This is a genomic window from Streptomyces sp. NPDC051738 (genome assembly GCF_044453205.1).
Classification (GTDB): domain Bacteria; phylum Actinomycetota; class Actinomycetes; order Streptomycetales; family Streptomycetaceae; genus Streptomyces.
Genome location: NZ_JBITCM010000010.1, coordinates 1 through 19,293, shown reverse-complemented (window position 1 = coordinate 19,293; position 19,293 = coordinate 1). Strand labels below are relative to the sequence as shown.

20 protein-coding genes and 3 tRNA genes are annotated in these 19,293 nt (G+C 68.9%); 6 read left to right on the top strand and 17 right to left on the bottom strand.

The window, feature by feature from the left end; all coding sequences use genetic code 11:
- Positions 1-76 precede the first annotated feature (76 nt).
- The 10 genes from rpoB to ACIA8X_RS23495 all read right to left on the bottom strand — a co-directional run bounded on the left by rpoB (position 77) and on the right by ACIA8X_RS23495 (position 9,641).
- Positions 77-3,562 (bottom strand): DNA-directed RNA polymerase subunit beta, encoded by a 3,486-nt coding sequence (gene rpoB, locus ACIA8X_RS23540; protein ID WP_393453156.1) that lies wholly within the window; start codon positions 3,560-3,562, stop codon positions 77-79.
- Positions 3,563-4,143: 581 nt separating this feature from the next.
- The gene (gene rplL / locus ACIA8X_RS23535; protein WP_093905296.1) at positions 4,144-4,527 is read right to left on the bottom strand and encodes a 50S ribosomal protein L7/L12; all 384 of its coding nucleotides are present in this window, start codon (positions 4,525-4,527) and stop codon (positions 4,144-4,146) included.
- Between the two features lie 110 nt (positions 4,528-4,637).
- Positions 4,638-5,168, bottom strand: coding sequence for a 50S ribosomal protein L10 (gene rplJ / locus ACIA8X_RS23530; RefSeq protein ID WP_093905297.1), 531 nt, complete (start codon positions 5,166-5,168; stop codon positions 4,638-4,640).
- 292 nt (positions 5,169-5,460) lie between these two features.
- Positions 5,461-6,282 (bottom strand): hypothetical protein, encoded by an 822-nt coding sequence (locus ACIA8X_RS23525; protein ID WP_393453152.1) that lies wholly within the window; start codon positions 6,280-6,282, stop codon positions 5,461-5,463.
- Positions 6,283-6,410: 128 nt separating this feature from the next.
- Positions 6,411-7,136 carry a 50S ribosomal protein L1 gene (gene rplA / locus ACIA8X_RS23520; protein ID WP_393453149.1) on the bottom strand — a complete coding sequence of 242 codons (726 nt, stop codon included), beginning with the start codon at positions 7,134-7,136 and terminating at the stop codon, positions 6,411-6,413.
- Positions 7,137-7,214: 78 nt separating this feature from the next.
- Positions 7,215-7,649: a 50S ribosomal protein L11 gene (rplK, locus tag ACIA8X_RS23515; RefSeq protein ID WP_028805116.1), complete on the bottom strand. Its 435-nt coding sequence runs from the start codon at positions 7,647-7,649 to the stop codon at positions 7,215-7,217.
- A gap of 133 nt (positions 7,650-7,782) precedes the next feature.
- Complete coding sequence (locus ACIA8X_RS23510) at positions 7,783-8,235, bottom strand: hypothetical protein (protein WP_393453146.1); 453 nt, start codon at positions 8,233-8,235, stop codon at positions 7,783-7,785.
- Positions 8,236-8,261: 26 nt separating this feature from the next.
- The gene (gene nusG, locus ACIA8X_RS23505; protein WP_393453143.1) at positions 8,262-9,098 is read right to left on the bottom strand and encodes a transcription termination/antitermination protein NusG; all 837 of its coding nucleotides are present in this window, start codon (positions 9,096-9,098) and stop codon (positions 8,262-8,264) included.
- Positions 9,099-9,178: 80 nt separating this feature from the next.
- Positions 9,179-9,463 carry a preprotein translocase subunit SecE gene (gene secE / locus ACIA8X_RS23500; protein WP_093905302.1) on the bottom strand — a complete coding sequence of 95 codons (285 nt, stop codon included), beginning with the start codon at positions 9,461-9,463 and terminating at the stop codon, positions 9,179-9,181.
- 105 nt (positions 9,464-9,568) lie between these two features.
- Positions 9,569-9,641, bottom strand: a tRNA-Trp gene (locus ACIA8X_RS23495).
- Positions 9,642-9,926: 285 nt separating this feature from the next.
- Between ACIA8X_RS23495 and ACIA8X_RS23490 the strand changes: the two genes are divergently transcribed.
- Together ACIA8X_RS23490 and ACIA8X_RS23485 are read left to right on the top strand one after the other, a co-directional pair.
- Positions 9,927-11,153, top strand: a complete 1,227-nt coding sequence (locus tag ACIA8X_RS23490) for a pyridoxal phosphate-dependent aminotransferase (RefSeq protein ID WP_393453139.1) — start codon at positions 9,927-9,929, stop codon at positions 11,151-11,153.
- 124 nt (positions 11,154-11,277) lie between these two features.
- A complete protein-coding gene (locus ACIA8X_RS23485; protein WP_393453136.1) occupies positions 11,278-12,306 on the top strand; it encodes an adenosine deaminase in 1,029 nt (342 codons plus the stop codon).
- Positions 12,307-12,333: 27 nt separating this feature from the next.
- Here the strand turns inward: ACIA8X_RS23485 and ACIA8X_RS23480 are convergent, their stop codons facing one another.
- Complete coding sequence (locus ACIA8X_RS23480) at positions 12,334-12,930, bottom strand: TetR/AcrR family transcriptional regulator (RefSeq protein WP_393453133.1); 597 nt, start codon at positions 12,928-12,930, stop codon at positions 12,334-12,336.
- Positions 12,931-13,036: 106 nt separating this feature from the next.
- Between ACIA8X_RS23480 and ACIA8X_RS23475 the strand changes: the two genes are divergently transcribed.
- Positions 13,037-13,669 carry an NAD(P)-dependent oxidoreductase gene (locus tag ACIA8X_RS23475; protein ID WP_399459022.1) on the top strand — a complete coding sequence of 211 codons (633 nt, stop codon included), beginning with the start codon at positions 13,037-13,039 and terminating at the stop codon, positions 13,667-13,669.
- Between the two features lie 39 nt (positions 13,670-13,708).
- On the opposite strand, the gene ACIA8X_RS23470 is transcribed toward ACIA8X_RS23475, so the two are convergent.
- From ACIA8X_RS23470 to ACIA8X_RS23445, 6 genes are all read right to left on the bottom strand, one after another.
- A complete protein-coding gene (locus ACIA8X_RS23470; protein WP_393453127.1) occupies positions 13,709-14,764 on the bottom strand; it encodes a UDP-N-acetylmuramate dehydrogenase in 1,056 nt (351 codons plus the stop codon).
- Positions 14,765-14,913: 149 nt separating this feature from the next.
- Entirely contained in the window at positions 14,914-15,342 is a 429-nt protein-coding gene (locus ACIA8X_RS23465) for a MaoC family dehydratase (RefSeq protein WP_393453124.1), read from the bottom strand.
- Between the two features lie 5 nt (positions 15,343-15,347).
- On the bottom strand, positions 15,348-15,812 hold the full coding sequence (locus ACIA8X_RS23460; protein ID WP_393453121.1) for a MaoC family dehydratase N-terminal domain-containing protein: 465 nt from the start codon (positions 15,810-15,812) through the stop codon (positions 15,348-15,350).
- Positions 15,813-15,947: 135 nt separating this feature from the next.
- A complete protein-coding gene (rpmG, locus tag ACIA8X_RS23455; RefSeq protein WP_003948671.1) occupies positions 15,948-16,112 on the bottom strand; it encodes a 50S ribosomal protein L33 in 165 nt (54 codons plus the stop codon).
- A gap of 90 nt (positions 16,113-16,202) precedes the next feature.
- Positions 16,203-16,275, bottom strand: a tRNA-Met gene (locus ACIA8X_RS23450).
- Between the two features lie 46 nt (positions 16,276-16,321).
- A tRNA-Thr gene (locus ACIA8X_RS23445) sits at positions 16,322-16,394 on the bottom strand.
- A 285-nt stretch (positions 16,395-16,679) separates the two neighbouring features.
- Here ACIA8X_RS23445 and ACIA8X_RS23440 point away from each other — a divergent pair.
- From ACIA8X_RS23440 to ACIA8X_RS23430, 3 genes are all read left to right on the top strand, one after another.
- On the top strand, positions 16,680-17,945 hold the full coding sequence (locus tag ACIA8X_RS23440; RefSeq protein ID WP_393453118.1) for an amidohydrolase family protein: 1,266 nt from the start codon (positions 16,680-16,682) through the stop codon (positions 17,943-17,945).
- A 205-nt stretch (positions 17,946-18,150) separates the two neighbouring features.
- Positions 18,151-18,807 (top strand): SDR family oxidoreductase, encoded by a 657-nt coding sequence (locus ACIA8X_RS23435; RefSeq protein ID WP_393453115.1) that lies wholly within the window; start codon positions 18,151-18,153, stop codon positions 18,805-18,807.
- A 2-nt stretch (positions 18,808-18,809) separates the two neighbouring features.
- The gene (locus tag ACIA8X_RS23430; RefSeq protein WP_393453112.1) at positions 18,810-19,202 is read left to right on the top strand and encodes a nuclear transport factor 2 family protein; all 393 of its coding nucleotides are present in this window, start codon (positions 18,810-18,812) and stop codon (positions 19,200-19,202) included.
- Positions 19,203-19,293: the final 91 nt, after the last annotated feature.

Genomic DNA, 19,293 nt, shown 5'->3' with positions numbered 1-19,293 from the left:
TTGTAAGTCTTGGGGTCTGAAACGGGGGCCTGGGGGTCGGCGGGGCCCTGTGGGTAGGGGCCCCGCCGGACTCCCGTCAGACCTCTTCGACGCTGCTCGGCTCGCGCCGGGACAGGTCGATGCCGAGCTCCTCCGCTGCGCGGAAGACGTCCTCGTCGGTGTCACGCATCTCGATGGACATACCGTCGCTGGACAGCACCTCCACGTTCAGGCAGAGCGACTGCATCTCCTTGATGAGCACCTTGAAGGACTCGGGGATGCCGGGCTCGGGGATGTTCTCGCCCTTGACGATGGCCTCGTAGACCTTCACGCGGCCGGTGACGTCGTCGGACTTGATGGTCAGCAGCTCCTGGAGGGCGTAAGCGGCGCCATAAGCCTCCAGCGCCCACACCTCCATCTCACCGAAGCGCTGGCCACCGAACTGGGCCTTACCACCCAGCGGCTGCTGGGTGATCATGCTGTACGGACCGGTCGAACGGGCGTGCAGCTTGTCGTCGACCAGGTGGTGCAGCTTCAGGATGTACATGTAGCCGACCGAGATCGGCTCCGGGAACGGCTCACCCGAGCGGCCGTCGAACAGCGGGGCCTTACCGGTCGGGAGCACCATGCGCCCGCCGTCGCGGTTCGGGATCGTGTGCTCGAGCAGACCGGCGAGCTCGTCCTCACGCGCACCGTCGAACACCGGGGTGGCGACGTTGGTGCCCGGGGCGACCTGGTCGGCGCCGATGACCTGCAGGCGCTGTGCCCACTCGTCGGCGAGACCGGAGACGTCCCAGCCGCGGCTGGCGAGCCAGCCGAGGTGGATCTCCAGAACCTGTCCCGGGTTCATTCGGGACGGCACACCCAGCGGGTTGAGGATGATGTCGACCGGGGTGCCGTCCTCCAGGAACGGCATGTCCTCGATCGGCAGGATCTTCGAGATGACGCCCTTGTTGCCGTGACGGCCGGCGAGCTTGTCACCGTCGGTGATCTTGCGCTTCTGCGCCACGTACACGCGCACCAGCTGGTTCACACCGGGGGGAAGCTCGTCGCCCTCCTCGCGGTCGAAGACGCGGACGCCGATGACCTTGCCGGTCTCGCCGTGCGGCACCTTCAGCGAGGTGTCACGGACCTCACGGGCCTTCTCACCGAAGATCGCGCGCAACAGGCGCTCCTCGGGGGTCAGCTCGGTCTCACCCTTGGGGGTCACCTTGCCGACGAGGATGTCGCCGGCGATGACCTCGGCACCGATGCGGATGATGCCGCGCTCGTCGAGGTCGGCGAGGACCTCCTCGGAGACGTTCGGGATGTCCCGGGTGATCTCCTCGGGGCCGAGCTTGGTGTCACGGGCGTCGACCTCGTGCTCCTCGATGTGGATCGAGGAGAGGACGTCGTCCTGCACGAGGCGCTGCGACAGGATGATCGCGTCCTCGTAGTTGTGACCCTCCCACGGCATGAACGCCACGAGCAGGTTCTTGCCGAGCGCCATCTCACCGTTCTCGGTGGCCGGACCGTCGGCGAGGACCTGGCCCTCGACGATGCGGTCGCCCTCGAGGACGATGACCTTCTGGTTGACCGAGGTGCCCTGGTTGGAGCGAGCGAACTTGGCCAGGCGGTACGTGATGTACGTGCCGTCGTCGTTGGCGGTGGTGATGTAGTCCGCGGAGACCTCCTGGACCACACCGGCCTTCTCGGCCTTGACGACGTCGCCGGCGTCGACCGCGGAGCGGTACTCCATGCCGGTGCCGACGAGCGGGGACTCCGCCTTGATGAGCGGAACGGCCTGGCGCATCATGTTCGCGCCCATGAGGGCACGGTTGGCGTCGTCGTGCTCGAGGAACGGGATCATGGCGGTCGCGACCGACACCATCTGGCGCGGCGAGACGTCCATGTAGTCGACGTCCTCGCCGCCGACGTAGTCGACCTCACCGCCACGGCGGCGGACCAGGACGCGGGCCTCGGCGAACCGCATGTCGTCGTTGAGCGTGGCGTTGGCCTGCGCGATGACGAAGCGGTCCTCCTCGTCGGCGGTCAGGTAGTCCACCTCGTCGGTGACCTGGCCGTCGACGACCTTGCGGTACGGCGTCTCGACGAAGCCGAACGCGTTGACCCGGCCGTAGGAGGCGAGCGAACCGATCAGACCGATGTTCGGGCCTTCGGGCGTCTCGATCGGGCACATACGGCCGTAGTGAGACGGGTGCACGTCACGGACCTCGAAGCCGGCCCGCTCACGGGACAGACCACCCGGACCAAGAGCCGACAGACGGCGCTTGTGGGTGAGACCCGAAAGCGGGTTGTTCTGGTCCATGAACTGCGACAGCTGGCTGGTGCCGAAGAACTCCTTGATGGAGGCGACGACCGGCCGGATGTTGATCAGGGTCTGCGGCGTGATCGCCTCGACGTCCTGGGTCGTCATGCGCTCACGGACGACGCGCTCCATACGAGCCAGACCCGTGCGGACCTGGTTCTGGATGAGCTCGCCGACGCTGCGCAGACGACGGTTGCCGAAGTGGTCGATGTCGTCGGTCTCGACGACGATCGTCTGGCCGTTGTCCGCGGCCGTCTCGGTCTCGCCGGCGTGCAGCTTGACCAGGTACTTGATCGTCGAGATGACGTCCTCGACGGTCAGGATGCCCGCGTCGAGCGGAGCGTCCGCACCCAGCTTCTTGTTGACCTTGTAGCGGCCGACCTTGGCGAGGTCGTAACGCTTCGGGTTGAAGTACAGGTTCTCAAGAAGCGTCTGCGCGGCCTCACGCGTGGGGGGCTCGCCCGGACGCAGCTTGCGGTAGATGTCGAGCAACGCGTCGTCCTGGCCCTGGGTGTGGTCCTTCTCCAGGGTGGCGCGCATCGACTCGTACTCGCCGAACTCCTCCAGGATCTGCTCGGTCGTCCAACCGAGAGCCTTGAGCAGAACGGTCACGGACTGCTTGCGCTTGCGGTCGATACGCACACCGACCATGTCGCGCTTGTCGATCTCCAGCTCCAGCCAGGCACCCCGGGACGGGATGACCTTCGCGGAGAAGATGTCCTTGTCGGACGTCTTGTCGATGGAGGAGTCGAAGTAGACACCGGGCGAGCGGACCAGCTGCGACACCACGACACGCTCGGTGCCGTTGATGACGAACGTGCCCTTGTTCGTCATGAGCGGGAAGTCGCCCATGAAGACCGTCTGGGACTTGATCTCGCCGGTCTCGTTGTTGGTGAACTCAGCCGTCACGAAGAGCGGAGCGGCGTACGTGAAGTCGCGCTCCTTGCACTCGTCGATGCTGTTCTTCGGCGGCTCGAAGCGGTGGTCACGGAACGTCAGTGACATCGACCCGGAGAAGTCCTCGATCGGGGAGATCTCCTCGAAGATCTCCTCGAGGCCGGACTTGGTGGGGACGTCCTGACCGGACTCCAGAGCCGCCTCGACCCGACTCTGCCAGGCGGTGTTGCCGAGCAGCCAGTCAAAGCTCTCGGTCTGCAGCGCGAGCAGGTTGGGAACCTCGAGGGGCTCCTTGATCTTTGCAAAGGAGATGCGCAGCGGGGCGGTGCTGGCGCCGTTGTTCGTATTCGCGGTCGAGGCAGTGCGCGAGGCGGCCAAGAGGGGGTCCTTCCGAGGGCTCGGACTCACTACGCGCGTACCGGCCCCTCACCGGGGCACAGAGACAGGCGTTTCCTTCTCCAACCAGAAATATGGCCAGGTCAGGGACGGTCCGGTCATCGGTGCTCAAGCGAGGGCATGCCCCTGGTGACGGGCAGGGGACAGCTAACAGGCAGCGCAAAGGGTCAGTGTAGCCACTTGGCACACTGATGTCCAGTGCGGGTTTTTCGCGACCCTCGTTGTTCTCAACGCCCTCGGCATGCTCGCCCTCAATGCACGTTGATACTGCCCTCTTCGTCGCCGATCCATGCCTCGGATTCGGATCCTTGTGGCGACGCGTCCTGAGAATTGCGCGCTGCGTGCGGTTCGTCAAGGCCCCCGTGCCCGAACGCGGGGCCCCCAGGGACACGACGAAGATCACCATACCCCTCGCCATAGCGGGCGCAAGGCAACCGTGGCCGCGCCCCCAGGAACGCCGAAGAGCGACCACCCGAATGGATGATCGCTCTTCGGTGCGACTGCGTTACAGCCTCAGGAGGCCGCTTTCAGCGCGCGACGGTCGTACCCGACCGCGAAAGGTCTTACTTGACCTCGACGGAGGCGCCGGCGCCCTCGAGGGACTCCTTGGCCTTGTCCGCGGCCTCCTTGTTGACCTTCTCCAGAACCGGCTTCGGCGCACCGTCGACCAGGTCCTTGGCCTCCTTCAGGCCCAGGGAGGTGAGCTCGCGCACGACCTTGATGACCTGGATCTTCTTGTCGCCGGCGCCGGTGAGGACGACGTCGAACTCGTCCTTCTCCTCCGGGGCCTCGGCGGCGGCGGCACCGGCGCCACCGGCGACGACGACCGGCGCGGCAGCGGCGGCGGTGACGTCGAACTTCTCCTCGAACGCCTTCACGAACTCGGAGAGCTGGATCAGGGTCATGTTCTCGAACTCGGCGAGCAGTTCGTCCTGGGTGAGAGCCATTTCGGCTTTCCTTCCACTAATTCGGCTGGTGCCGGATGTACATGTCTGGCGGGCGTACAGTCGGCCCGCTACGACCTCCGCGTCAGGCGGCGGTCATTGTGCGAGCCGAGTTACTCGGCACCGCCCTGCTCGTCCTGCTTGGCGCGAAGAGCGTCCACGGTGCGGACGAGCTTCGACGGCAGCGCCTGGAAGACGGAGGCAGCCTGGGACTGCTTCGCCTTGAAGGCACCGGCCAGCTTGGAGAGCAGAACCTCGCGGGACTCGAGGTCCGCAAGCTTCTTGATCTCGTCGGCGCTCAGCGCCTTACCGTCAAGGACACCGCCCTTGATGACGAGATTCGGGTTGTCCTTGGCAAAGTCACGGAGACCCTTCGCCGACTCCACCGGGTCACCGGTGACGAAGGCGACAGCCGTCGGACCGTTGAACAGGTCGTCGAGCGTCGAGATCCCGGCCTCGTTGGCCGCAATCTTGGTCAGCGTGTTCTTCACCACGGCGTACTGGGCGTTCTCACCGAGCGACCGGCGCAGCGTCTTGAGCTGCGCCACGGTGAGACCGCGGTACTCGGTCAGCACAGCGGCGCTGGAGTTGCGGAACTGCTCCGTCAACTCTGCAACCGCGGCAGCCTTGTCGGGCCTCGCCATGAGTCTCGGCCTCCTTCCGGGTGATTCGGACCGCGCGGACCCGAAGGAGGACTGGGGAAAACGAAACGCCCCGGCGCAGGCGCACGGGGCGGACTCGACCGGTTGAACGCGCCTGAGGCACGTGCTCCGGGAGTTCTTCCACTGTCACCTGCGCGGGTCGCCCGCATTTTCAGCGGATCCTTCGGCCACCGCACCCTCTTGCGAGCGCACGGCAACGACCAGCGGTCTTTGGCTTCTGAAAGGGAGAGTACGGGACGGAATCGCCGTCAAGCAAATCGGAGGTTTGCGACGCTCAGGAAGCGCCGTCACCGAGCCCTCCTCGCTTCTTCAGCAGCTCCTTGAGGTCCACGGTGTCCGCGGCCGGCGGCTTCTCTGCCGTGGCCTTCACGCCGTAGTCGGTGTAGTACGCGGTCTGGGTGAGCTGCCCGGTGGCCGTGCGGCCCTTCTCGACCTTCTTGACCAGCAGGTTCCTGCCGTCCACCCATATGTCGACGGTCTGGGTGTCGGTGCCCTCCGCGGGCACGGTGCCGGAGTAGTGCGAGGTGCGCTCGCCTCTCAGCGTCTCCTCGCCGACCTTCCGTACGTCCGTGGAGGACAGCAGCAGCTTCACCGACGCGTGCGGCGCGGTGCCGCGCATCTGGTCCGCGAGGTCCGCTCCGGAGCTGCCGGCGAGGTTCTCCAGGTCGTCGTAGGCGTACTTGATCCAGTGCTTGCCGTCGGCCTTCTCGGCGAATCGGTCGCCCATGCGCGCGTAGTAGGCGTCGGGGAGATAGCGGGCTTCCATCGACGTGGTGCCCAGTCGGCGCATCGTCTCGGCCGTGGTGCCGCCGGTGTACGTGATCGTCAGGGTGCCGGTGAGGCCGTCGCCCCAGGCGAGGGCGCCGTCGGCCGTCATGGACAGCTCCGAGCCCATGTCGGTCGTGGACCTGACCCGGGCGGCTTCGGCCTCGCCTGTGGACCGCTCGACGGTGCGCAGGGCGGCCATGACGGCGCGGGAGGGCGCGGCGCGGTCCTTCTCGTCGGACCGGTCGAAGGACGTGCAGGCGGCCAGCGCCGTCAGCGCGGTCAGCAGCGCGATCCAGAACGCCGGCCGGCGCGCCCTCGTGCTCGTCATTCGTCCCCCCTGTGCGAACCCCGTGAATGAAAGTTAACCCAGGGCACTGACAAACGGGGCGGACAACGGGACGGGCCCCGCACCCGGGAAGGGTGCGGGGCCCGCTTCGAGCCTGGTGAGCCGGTGGCTCAGACCGCGGCCGGGTCCTCCTCGACGAGGAGGTTGCGGGTGCGGTTCGGGTCGACCGGAATGCCGGGGCCGATCGTGGTGGAGATGGCGGCCTTCTTGATGTACCGACCCTTGGCGGCGGACGGCTTCAGACGAAGGATCTCGTCCAGCGCAGCGCCGTAGTTCTCCACCAGCTTGGTGTCGTCGAAGGACACCTTGCCGATGATGAAGTGCAGGTTCGAGTGCTTGTCGACGCGGAACTCGATCTTGCCGCCCTTGATCTCGGTGACGGCCTTGGCGACGTCCGGGGTGACGGTGCCGGTCTTCGGGTTCGGCATCAGACCACGCGGACCGAGCACGCGGCCGAGGCGGCCGACCTTGCCCATGAGGTCCGGGGTGGCGACGACGGCGTCGAAGTCCAGACGGCCCTTCGACACCTCGTCGATCAGTTCGTCGGAGCCGACGATGTCGGCGCCCGCGGCCTCCGCAGCCGCAGCACGGTCACCGGTCGCGAAGACCAGGACCCGGGCAGTCTTGCCGGTGCCGTGCGGCAGGTTCACGGTGCCACGGACCATCTGGTCGGCCTTACGCGGGTCGACACCCAGACGGAAGGCGACCTCGACGGTGCCGTCGAACTTGGACGCGGACGTCTCCTTGGCGAGACGGACCGCCTCGAGCGGGGCGTAGAACTTGTCCCGGTCGATCTTGGCGTCCGCAGCGCGGAGAGACTTGCTGCGCTTGCTCACAACTGCTCCTGTGTGTTCTTAGGAGTTGTGGTCCGGGCCGAGCAGGCCCTGCCACTCACTTCTGCTTGGGGTTTGGGGTCAGCCCTCGACCGTGATGCCCATGGAACGGGCGGTGCCGGCGATGATCTTCGCGGCGGCGTCCAGGTCGTTGGCGTTGAGGTCGGGCATCTTGGTGGTGGCGATCTCGCGGACCTGCGCCTCGGTGATCTTGGCGACCTTGGTCTTGTGCGGCTCGCCAGAGCCCTTCTCAACACCCGCGGCCTTGAGGATCATCTTGGCGGCCGGCGGCGTCTTGGTGATGAAGGTGAAGGAACGGTCCTCGTAGACCGTGATCTCCACCGGGATGACCCAACCGCGCTGCGACTCGGTCGCGGCGTTGTAGGCCTTGCAGAACTCCATGATGTTGACGCCGTGCTGACCCAGCGCCGGGCCGACCGGCGGAGCCGGGTTGGCCGCACCGGCCTGGATCTGGAGCTTGATGAGCCCCGTGACCTTCTTCTTCTTGGGAGGCATGCTCTCTCCGGGTCCTTACTGAGAGGTTGACTGCCATCCGCGCCGTCGACCTGCGCCCATCGGGGCAAGATCTCGCAGATGGCATACCGCACAACGATAGCCGCTGTGCCCACCGGACAAGAAATCGTCCAGCTCAGACAGCCTGCGCGGGGTCTTTTGGGGGTCGGCTGCAGGCCATGTGCACCGCGCCTGCCAGCAGCGCGAACAGGGTCGCGCCGCCCGGCACCGCGAGCAGCGCGGCGACGGTGCCCCGGCCCGTGTCCTGCGCGAGCACGACCCGTTCCGGCTCGCCGGGAGCGTGGAGTACGTCCACGATGTCGCCCTCGGCGTGGCCCTCCGCGCGCGTGCCGACCGGAAGGCCGGCTGTCACCCGCTCACCCGCCACGAAGAGGGTGACGCCACAGTCGCCGAGGAGGCACGCCCCGCCATGGAACGTGGCGCGGGCCGGCTCCGCTCCCCGCACCTCGGTACGCAGCCAGGCAGCCGGGAAGAAGACGGCATACGTCAGCACCAGCACGGCGGCCGCGATTACCGCCCCGAAGAGGGCCGGCCGGACACGACGAGAGCGCCCCGCCTCGGTTCTCACCGGCGGGGCGCTCTCGGTAGCTGTGCTCAGTTCTTCTGGATCTGGTCGAAGGACAGCTCGACCGGCGTCTCGCGGCCGAAGATCTCCACGAGACCCTTGACCTTCTTCGAGTCGGCGTTGATCTCGTTGATCGTGGCCTGCAGCGTGGCGAACGGGCCGTCGGTGACGGTGACCGAGTCGCCGACCTCGAAGTCCAGCACCTGGACCTCGACCTTGCGCTGCGGGGCGGGCTTGCCCTCGGCCTCGGCGGCCTCGCGGGCGGCCTTCTCCTCGGCCTCCGGGGCGAGCATCTTGACGATCTCGTCCAGGGTCAGCGGGTACGGGTCGTAGGCGTTGCCCACGAAGCCGGTGACGCCGGGGGTGTTGCGGACGACGCCCCAGGACTCGTTGGTCAGGTCCATGCGGACGAGGACGTAACCCGGCAGCTTGTTCTGCTTGATCGTCTTGCGGTCGCCGTTCTTGATCTGGACGACCTCTTCCTGGGGCACCTCGGCCTGGAAGATGTAGTCCTCGACGTTCAGCGAGACGGCGCGCTGCTCAAGGTTGGTCTTCACCCGGTTCTCGTAACCGGCGTAGGTGTGGATGACGTACCACTCGCCGGGCAGCGTGCGGAGCTCTTCGCGCAGGGCGGCGACGGGGTCGACGGGCTCGGCCTCCTCCTCGGGGGCCTCTTCCTCGGCGACCTCTTCCGCGCCCTCCACGTGCAGCGCGGCCTCCTCGGCCGGCTCGCCCGCCTCCGCGTCGGCAGCCTCGACCTCGTCCAGGTCCTGGTCCGCGCCCTCGACGATGTCGAGCTCGTCTTCCACGGACTCGACACCCTGCCCGTGTGGCTCGATGGCGTCGTTCACGTTCTGGTCAGACACGGTGGCTGCTTCTTCCTGGATACATAGGGGTGGAACATGCGAAAGGGGCGCCGGTAACCACGGCGCCCTTCGCTCTTGGCTCAGCCGAAGACGTACTTGGCGGCGTTGTCGAGCCCATAGTCAATCACGGTCACCAGGCCGATCATGATGACGACGAAGATGATCACCACAGTGGTGTACGTCGTCAGCTGGTTGCGCGTCGGCCAGACGACCTTGCGGAGTTCCGCGACGATCTGGCGGTAGAAGAGCGCGAGCCGCTTCAGCGGGCCCTTCTTGCCGCGCTTGCCGCCCTTGCGGTTCTTCTTGGACTCCGGCGCCTCGTCCTGGGCATCAGGCATGTCGATGGAGCCCACGGCGTCCGTCACTCGTCCTCACCTGATTCCGGGTCGTGGCCGTGCCGCGCCCGGTCTGAGCCGCACGGCGGTGCATTTCTGTACGTACATGCGCACACCTGGCGAAGGTGTGTGTAGCAGGGCCGGAGGGACTTGAACCCCCAACCGCCGGTTTTGGAGACCGGTGCTCTACCAATTGAGCTACGACCCTTTGGTGTGTCCCCCAACGTACCGCATCCAACCGAGTGCTCGTTGTGCACCCTGCGACTGCGACCTGCTGAAGGCCAACGAGGTGAGAGTGTACGTGGTCCCGGGCGCCTCGTCGAACAGAAAGTGGCCGATGGGGGGTTGGGCGACGGAAGATCGCCGGGAGTCGGGCCGTGTGACAGTGCAAGATCGCCCTGGCCGCGGCCGCGATCCGGACGGATGTTCAACCGATGTTCAGTCTGTGAAACCCGCGTGCCGCCCGCGTTTCCGGTCTGAAACGATGGGCCCCATGAGCGCTGCAACCCCACCCACCGAGCGCCGGGTCTCCGCCCGAGTCGGCGCGATCTCCGAGTCCGCCACCCTCGCCGTGGACGCGAAGGCCAAGGCCCTCAAGGCCGCCGGGCGTCCGGTGATCGGCTTCGGCGCCGGTGAGCCCGACTTCCCGACTCCGGACTACATCGTCGAGGCCGCTATCGAGGCCTGCAAGAACCCGAAGTTCCACCGCTACACCCCGGCCGGCGGTCTGCCCGAGCTGAAGGCCGCGATCGCCGCGAAGACGCTGCGCGACTCCGGCTACGAGCCCGAGGTCTCGCAGATCCTGGTCACCAACGGCGGCAAGCAGGCCATCTACGAGGCCTTCGCCGCGATCCTCGACCCGGGCGACGAGGTCATCGTCCCGGCGCCGTACTGGACGACGTACCCGGAGTCGATCCGACTCGCCGGCGGTGTCCCGGTCGAGGTCGTCGCCGACGAGACGACCGGCTACCGCGTGTCGGTCGAGCAGCTGGAGGCGGCCCGCACCGAGCGGACGAAGGTCGTCCTCTTCGTGTCGCCGTCCAACCCGACCGGCGCGGTCTACAGCGCCGAGGACGCCGAGGCCATCGGCCGCTGGGCCGTCGAGCACGGCCTGTGGGTCATGACGGACGAGATCTACGAGCACCTCGTCTACGGCGACGCGAAGTTCACCTCGCTGCCCGCGATCCTTCCCGAGCTGCGGGACAAGTGCATCGTGGTCAACGGTGTCGCCAAGACGTATGCCATGACGGGCTGGCGGGTCGGCTGGATCATCGGCCCGAAGGACGTCGTCAAGGCCGCGACCAACCTCCAGTCGCACGCCACGTCGAACGTCTCGAACGTGGCCCAGGTTGCCGCCCTCGCCGCCGTCTCCGGCGACCTGGACGCCGTCGCGAAGATGCGCGAGGCCTTCGACCGCCGTCGCAAGACGATCGTGCGGATGCTCAACGAGATCGACGGCGTGCTCTGCCCCGAGCCCGAGGGCGCCTTCTACGCGTACCCGTCGGTGAAGGCGCTGCTCGGCAAGGAGATCCGCGGCAAGCGCCCGCAGGACACCGTCGAGCTGGCCGCGCTGATCCTGGAGGAGGCCGAGGTCGCGGTCGTACCGGGCGAGGCCTTCGGGACGCCGGGCTATCTGCGGCTGTCGTACGCGCTCGGTGACGAGGATCTCGTCGAGGGCGTGAGCCGGATCCAGAAGCTGCTGGCGGAGGCCAGGGACTGACGTTCGCTGTCCGCCATGGGACCGCTTCCGGATTTTCGGGGGCGGTCCCATTTATTTGTGCGAGCAAGACCACTAAAGGGGAAACCGCTACCGGGACGACGGACACGTACGGCAGGATCCTGGAATGGAGCGTGTACGTGATGTCTCTGAACTGCCGAAAGCCCATCTGCACCTGCACTTCACAGGCTCGATGCGGCCCGCGACCCTGCTGGAACTCGCCGACAAATACGGCGTGCGTCTGCCCGAGGCGCTGACCGACGCACTGACCGGTGGAGAGCCTCCGAAGCTGCGGGCGACGGACGAGCGAGGCTGGTTCCGCTTCCAGCGTCTGTACGACTCGGCGCGCTCGTGCCTGCGGCAGCCGGAGGACATCCAGCGGCTGGTCAGGGAGGCCGCGGAGGAGGACGTCAGGGACGGCTCCGGCTGGCTGGAGATCCAGGTCGACCCGACGTCGTACGCGCCCCGGCTGGGCGGTCTGATCCCGGCGCTGGAGATCATCCTGGACGCGGTGGAGACGGCGTCGCGGGACACGGGGCTCGGGATGCGCGTCCTGGTCGCCGCGAACCGTATGAAACACCCGCTGGACGCCCGCACGCTGGCGCGGCTCGCGGTGCGGTATGCCGAGCGGGGCGTGGTCGGCTTCGGGCTGTCCAACGACGAACGCCGCGGCATGGCGCGGGACTTCGACCGCGCCTTCCACATCGCCCGCGAGGGCGGCCTGCTGTCGGCTCCGCACGGCGGCGAGCTGACCGGCCCGTCCTCGGTCCGTGACTGCCTGGACGACCTGGACGCGAACCGGATCGGCCACGGGGTGCGGGCGGCGGAGGACCCGCGGCTGCTGAAGCGCCTCGCCGACAGGGGCGTGACGTGCGAGGTGTGTCCCGCGTCGAACGTCGCCCTCGGCGTCTACGAGAAGCCCGAGGACGTCCCGCTGCGGACGCTCTACGAGGCCGGCGTCCCGATGGCCCTCGGCGCCGACGACCCCCTGCTCTTCGGCTCGCGCCTCGCCGCCCAGTACGACATCGCCCGCTGGCACCACGCCTTCACGGACGAGGAGTTGGCGGAGCTGGCCCGGCAGTCGGTGCGGGCGTCGGCGGCGCCGGAGGAGGTGAAGGGGAAGCTGCTGGCGGGGGTGGACGACTGGCTCGCCTAGCGCACTTCGACCGACGGCCCGGCCGGGTCAGTCGGCGATACCGGCGAGCAGCGTGCGGGCCAGCCGGGCGGCGAACTCGTCGACCGGCGGCCGTACCGCCTCCCTGGTCGCGTCATAGGCGAACGCCCGCTGCGCGCAGGCCCCCATCAGCAGCGACGCCGCGGCGAACGTGTCCGCGTCCGTGCGGACCCGGCCCGTCTCCTGTTCGGCTCTCAGGTAGGTGTCGAGCTCCTGGATCGGCACATGCGGGCCCGCCCCCATCTCCCGTACGGCGTCGTCGTGCCGCCGCTTGAGCTCCGTCTGCGCGTACAGCGACGCGGCGATCGGGAAACTCTGCTCGTAGAACAGCGCGGCCTGGCGGGCGATCTCGGTGAGGTTCTCCTCCAGGGAGTGCCGGCCGGGCTCCGCCGCGAGGCCGCTGAGCAGCGGGCGGAGCGGGGGCAGCCGCTCGGTGAGCACCTGGATGAAGAGCTCCTCCTTGCTGGCGAAGTGCTTGTACAGCGCCGCCTCGGAGCACCCGGCCGCCCGCGCGATCTCCTTCGTCGTGGCCCGTGCCAGCCCGACGGTGAGCATCAGGTCGTGGGCGGCGTCGAGCAGTCGAACGCGAGTGGGGCGGTTTTCCATGAAACGTCCAATCCCCCTTGACGGGTGGGTGAGTACTTACTCACTCTAGAGGAGAAAGTGGTGAGTGAATACCCACCCACCGAATCTCACCCCTGCGGGAGACGTCATGAAGCTCACCGTCTTCGGTGCCACCGGCGGCACCGGCAAAGAGATCGTCCGGCAGGCACTGAACGCCGGTCACGAGGTCACGGCCGTCGTACGGGACCCCGCCCGCTTCCCCATCACCGGCGACCGACTGGAGGTGTTCCGTGCGGATCTGACCGACCCGCGGGCGTTGCGCCCCGCCGTGGCCGGGCGGGACGCGGTGCTGTCCGGGCTCGGCGCCCGCAGCCGCAAGGACGCCGGGATCGCGGCGCGTCTGACGCGTACGGTGCTCGGTGCCCTGGAGGCCGAGGGGGTGCGGCGGCTGGTCGTGGTGAGCGCGGCGCCGGTCGGCCCCGAGCCGGAGGGCGACGGGTTCGTCGACCGGGCGATGCGCGGCATCGTCTCGGCCGTCCTCAAGGACATCTACGCCGATCTGCGGGAGATGGAGGCCGAGTTGGCCCGCAGCGGCACGGACTGGACGTCCGTACGGCCGCCCCGCCTGCAGGACAAGCCGCTCACCGGCTCGTATCGGAAGGTCGTGGGCGGGTTCCCCGGCCGGGGGCGCTTCCTGGCGCGCGCCGATGTGGCGCACGCCATGCTGGCGGCGGTCGGTGACCGGGCCACGGTGAGGCAGGGCGTGGGCGTCGCCTACTGAGGCCGCCTGCGGCTGGGCTGCGGCTGCGGCAAGAGGGCGCTACAGGCTGACGCCGACCGTCACCGGCTCGTTGACCAGCGTGATGCCGAAGGCCTCGCGGACGCCGGCGACGACCTCGCGAGCGAGCGCGAGGAGGTCCTCGGTGGTCGCCGCACCGCGGTTGGTGAGGGCGAGGGTGTGCTTGGTGGAGATGCGGGCGGGGCCGGTGCCGTACCCCTTGGTGAAGCCCGCCTTGTCGATGAGCCAGGCCGCGGAGGTCTTGGTGTGGCCCTCCCCCGCCGGGTAGGCGGGCGGCTCCACGCCGTCACCGAGACGCTCGCGCACGCGCGCGTGGAACGCCGCGAACTGCTCGTCGGTGAGGATCGGGTTGGTGAAGAAGGAGCCGGCCGACCAGGTGTCGTGGTCCTCGGGGTCGAGGACCATGCCCTTGCCGCTACGCAGCTTCAGCACGGTCTCGCGGGCGGCGGCCAGGGGCACGCGGTCGCCGACGTCGACGCCGAGGGCCCGGGCCGTCTCGGCGTACTTGACGGGGGCGGAGAGTCCGTCGGCGTCCTCCAGTCGGAAGCGGACGCGCAGGACTACGTAGCGCTCGGGGTCGGCCTTGAAGCGGCTGTGGCGGTAGGAGAAGGCGCACTCGGCCTTCGGGATGACGACGGTTTCGCCTGCCTGGCGGTCGTACGCGATCACCTCGGTGATCGTGGCGGAGACCTCCTGGCCGTAGGCACCGACGTTCTGGATGGGCGTCGCGCCTGCGGAGCCGGGGATTCCGGCGAGGCACTCGATCCCGGCGAGCCCGGCCTCGGCGGTGCGGGCGACTGCGTCTGTCCACACCTCGCCTGCGGCCAGTTCGAGGGTGGTGCCGTCCAGCCGGAAGCCCTTCGTGGCGATGACGAGTGCGGTGCCCTCGAAGCCCTTGTCGCCGATGACCAGGTTCGATCCACCGCCGATGAGCAGCAAGGGGGTCCCCTTGGCGTCCGCCTCGCGCACGACGTCGATCACGTCGGCGTCGGTGGTCGCGGTGACCAGGCGGGTGGCGGGGCCGCCGAGGCGGAAGGTGGTCAGGGGGGCGAGGGGGGCGTCGTGGAGTTCCTGCACGGGCACAAGGGTACGAGACGGTGTGCCTCCGGCGGTTGGGCCGGGCATGCCTGCGCCCACCGGGCGCTCAGGCGGTGATGTCGAGCGAGGCGTAAGGGGCGCCCCACCATGGAGAACGCCCCTTACTTCGCGGCACGCGCGTGTGCCGTTCACGCCAGTTGTACGACCGCCCGCGACATCCCGAGCACCTTCTGTCCGGCGCTCTTCACGGTCAGGTCCACGCGGACCTGATTGTCGTCGAGCTTGGCCGCGACCTTGCCGCTGACCTCGATCGTGGCGCCCTGGTCGTCGTTCGGTACGACGACGGGCTTGGTGAAGCGGACGCCGTACTGGACGACCGCGCCCGGGTCGCCGGTCCAGTCGGTGACCACGCGGATCGCCTCGGCCATGGTGAACATGCCGTGGGCGATGACGTCCGGCAGGCCGACCTCCGTGGCGAACTTCTCGTTCCAGTGGATCGGATTGAAGTCACCGGAGGCGCCCGCGTACTGGACGAGCGTGGCGCGGGTCACGGGAAAGGTCTGGGTGGGCAGTTCGGTGCCGACCTCGATGTCGCCGTACGCGATCTTCGCCGTCATCGGTCTCAGGCCTCCCCTTCTGCGGAGTCCGCCCCACGGGCCACGAGCTTCGTCCAGGCGGTCACGACGTGCTCCCCCGCCTCGTCGTGGACCTCGCCGCGGATGTCCAGGATCTCGTTGCCCGCCATGGACTTGATGGCCTCGATGGTCGAGGTGACGGCCAGCCGGTCGCCGGCGCGCACCGGGCGGGTGTAGGCGAACTTCTGGTCGCCGTGCACCACCCGGCTGTAGTCCAGGCCCAGCTGGGGGTCGGCGATGACCTGTGCCGCGGCCTTGAAAGTGATCGAGAACACGAAAGTCGGCGGGGCGATCACATCGGAGTGGCCGAGCGCCTTGGCGGCCTCCGGGTCCGTGTACGCCGGGTTGAGGTCCCCCACGGCCTGCGCGAACTCCCGGATCTTCTCCCGGCCCACCTCGTAGGGGTCGGTGGGCGGGTAGCTCCGTCCCACGAAGGACTGGTCGAGCGCCATGGCTCGGCACCTCCTGCTGTCTGCCTGATGTCTGCTCTGGGCGGCCCGTAGTCGGCCGGAACCGACCGGTAACCGGGCCCGAAACGACGCGAGGCCGCCCCCACTTTCGGGGGCGGCCTCGCGTACGAGCCTGATTTATCGCGTCTCGCGGTGCGCGGTGTGCGCGTTGCAACGCGGGCAGTGCTTCTTCATCTCCAGTCGGTCCGGGTTGTTACGCCGGTTCTTCTTGGTGATGTAGTTCCGCTCCTTGCACTCCACGCAGGCCAGCGTGATCTTCGGGCGGACGTCGGTGGCAGCCACGTGAGTGCTCCTTGACGAACGGATGGGAATGGTTTAACGCAAGAAAGAGTAGCCGATCGAAGGACCGACCCCGCAATCGGCTACTGTCAGTAGCGGTGACCGGACTTGAACCGGTGACACAGCGATTATGAGCCGCTTGCTCTACCGACTGAGCTACACCGCTGTGATGTGATCGGGCCCCGCCTTGCGACGGGAACCTCACACACCAGAGCCCCAATACGGAATCGAACCGTAGACCTTCTCCTTACCATGGAGACGCTCTGCCGACTGAGCTATTGGGGCGAGCGATGAAGACATTACACGCTCGGCTGCCGTTCACCCAAATCCGTTTCGCGGCCCCTCCCTGCGGCCGATCGACTGACCGCACGGACGCCTCACAGGCCACTGCGGCACCGCGAACAGGGCTCCCGTTCGGCGGGCCACACCGGTACGACTATTGCGCTCCTGCACGCCAGGGCCGGATCGCCACCCTAGGCTCGTCTCACTCTGCGTGATCTTGCGTGCCCGGCGCAGTACCCAGCACCGTCCCCGCAGCCCCGCCGCGCAGCCCCGAGCCTCTGGAACGCGATGCCCGACAGTCAGCCCCAGCCGCCCCACTCGTCGTCCTCATCGGGCTCGTCCGGACCGGCCGACCCGTCCGCACTCCTGCTGTGCGGGGCACGGCTCACCGACGGCCGAACCGTGGACGTACGGCTGGGCGGCGGGCGCATCGAGGCGGTCGGTACGGCCGGGAGCCTGGCGGGTGACGGCACGCGCGCGTGCACTGCGCGCGTGGACCTCAGCGGCTATCTGCTCCTGCCGGCCCCGGCCGAACCGCACGCCCACGGCGACACCGCCCTCTCCGCCGACGAGGGCGGGCCGGTCTCGTACGACCCCCACGACGTCCAGCGCCGGGCCACCGAGGCCGCGCTGCTCCAGCTCGGGCACGGGGCGACCGCGCTGCGGGCACACGTGCGCGTGGGCGACGTCCAGGGTCTGGGCGCGCTGGCCGCCGTACTGCAGGCACGTCGTTCGCTGCGCGGGCTCACCGAGTTGACGACGGTGGCGATGCCTCGGCTGCTGACCGGCGTGGCCGGCGCCGACGGGCTCGCGATGCTGCGGGACGCGCTCAAGATGGGCGCTTCGGTGGTCGGCGGCTGTCCCGACCTGGACCCGGATCCGACGGGTTACGTGGAGGCGGTCCTGGAGGTCGCCTCGGAGCACGGCTGCCCTGTCGACCTGCACACCGACGCCACCGACCCGGCCCGCCTGGCGCGCCTCGCCGCGATGGCCGGCGGGCTGCGCCCCGGAGTGACGCTCGGGCCGTGCGGCGCCCTGGGGCACCTGCCCGCCCAGGTCGCCTCCCGCGCCGCCGACCAACTCGCGGCGGCCGGAGTGACGGTGGTGTGCCTGCCGCAGGGTGGCTGCGGGGGCGTGGAACGGCGGGCCACTGCGCCCGTACGACTGCTGCGCTCCGCCGGCGTACGCGTCGCGGCCGGAAGCGGTGCCCTGAGGGACGTATCGAACCCGGTGGGACGGGGTGATCCGCTGGAGGCCGCCTACCTGCTCTCTTCCCGCCACGGGCTGCGCCCCGAGGACTCCTACGACGCCGTGAGCGGGTCGGCGCGTGCGGTGCTGGGCCTGCCGGAGGTGCGGGTGGAGGCCGGCTTCCCGGCCGAACTGCTGGCGGTGCGCGGGGACCGGCTGGCGGGGGCACTGTCACTCGCGTACAGCCGCATCGTGGTGCATCGGGGGCGCGTGGTGGCACGGACGAGCGCGGTGCGGGAGTACTGCAACTCGGCTGTGGCCGCGGAGTTGGGGTTGCCTCGGCAGGGGCGGGGGGAGCTGTCCTGAGGCGTGAGGGTGCGGGTGCGGGTGGGGGTGGGCGGGATGTGGGTGGAGTGGTGCAGGCGGTGTCTGTGCGCCGTGCGCACACGTGCGGGCGTGCGCCCCATGGACATAACTGTGCGCCCCTTGGCGTGGGCCGCGCACCCCGGTCACATGAGGCGTGGCTGAAGTCGTGCGGCGGATGCGGCCGTCCGGGCGTACGGTCGGAAACATGCGCATTGTCATCGCTGGTGGTCATGGTCAGATCGCGCTGCGGCTGGAGCAGCTGCTCGCCGCGCGCGGGGTCGAGGTCGCGGGGATCATCCGCAAGGCCGAACAGGGCGACGATCTGCGGGAGGCCGGCGCCGAACCCGTCCTGCTGGACCTGGAGTCGGCCTCGGTCGACGAGGTCGCGGCGCAACTGCGGGGCGCGGACGCGGCGGTCTTCGCGGCCGGCGCGGGGCCCGGCAGCGGGTCGGCCCGCAAGGACACGGTGGACAAGGGGGCGGCGGTCCTGTTCGCGGACGCGGCGGTCCGGGCGGGCGTACGGCGCTTCGTGATCGTGTCGTCGATGGGCGCGGACCCCCGGCACGAGGGCAACGAGATCTTCGACGTCTATCTGCGCGCGAAGGGCGAGGCCGACGAGTACGTCCGCGGCCTGGACGCCCTGGACTGGACGATCCTGCGCCCCGGCGCGCTGACGAACGACGCCGGCACCGGCCAGGTACGCCTGGAGGCCCGCACCGGCCGCGGCCCCATCCCGCGCGACGATGTGGCCGCCGTACTCGCGGAGTTGCTCGAGACTCCGGCTACGGCCGGTCTGACGCTCGAACTGATCAGCGGCTCGGCTCCGGTGTCGGTGGCAGTGAAGTCGGTGGCGGGGAACTGAAGTTGGGCGCGGAGGCGTTCTCGAAGGGGGTTCCCGCCGCGCAGGAGGCGCTGTTGCGGCGTATGTACGAGGTCTTCTCGACGGACGAGCGGGAGCCCTTCATGCAACGCTGCCTCGCGCCCGAGGTGGACTGGCCGAACGTCCTGGACGGGGTCCGGCTGCGTGGTCGTGAGGCGGTACGCGCGTACTGGGCGCGGCAGTTCGCCGCGGGGCATCCCCTCGTACGGCTGGAGGGACTGCGCCTGGATGCGGACGGCGAGGTGGTCGTGGCGACCGTACGGCCCGGTATGCGCGACGCGTCGGGCGAGCGGTGGGCCGAGGAGACGGTCGAGCATGTGTACCGGTTCGGCGGGGAGGGGCTGGTGACGCGGATGGATGTGCGGGCGGGCAGCTAGAGGTTGTCCCGTATGGGGCGTGAGTTATCCGGTGAGGGCCATGTTGTGGAGCCGGGCGATGCCGAGCATGGCCTGGTGAACGCCGTTGCCC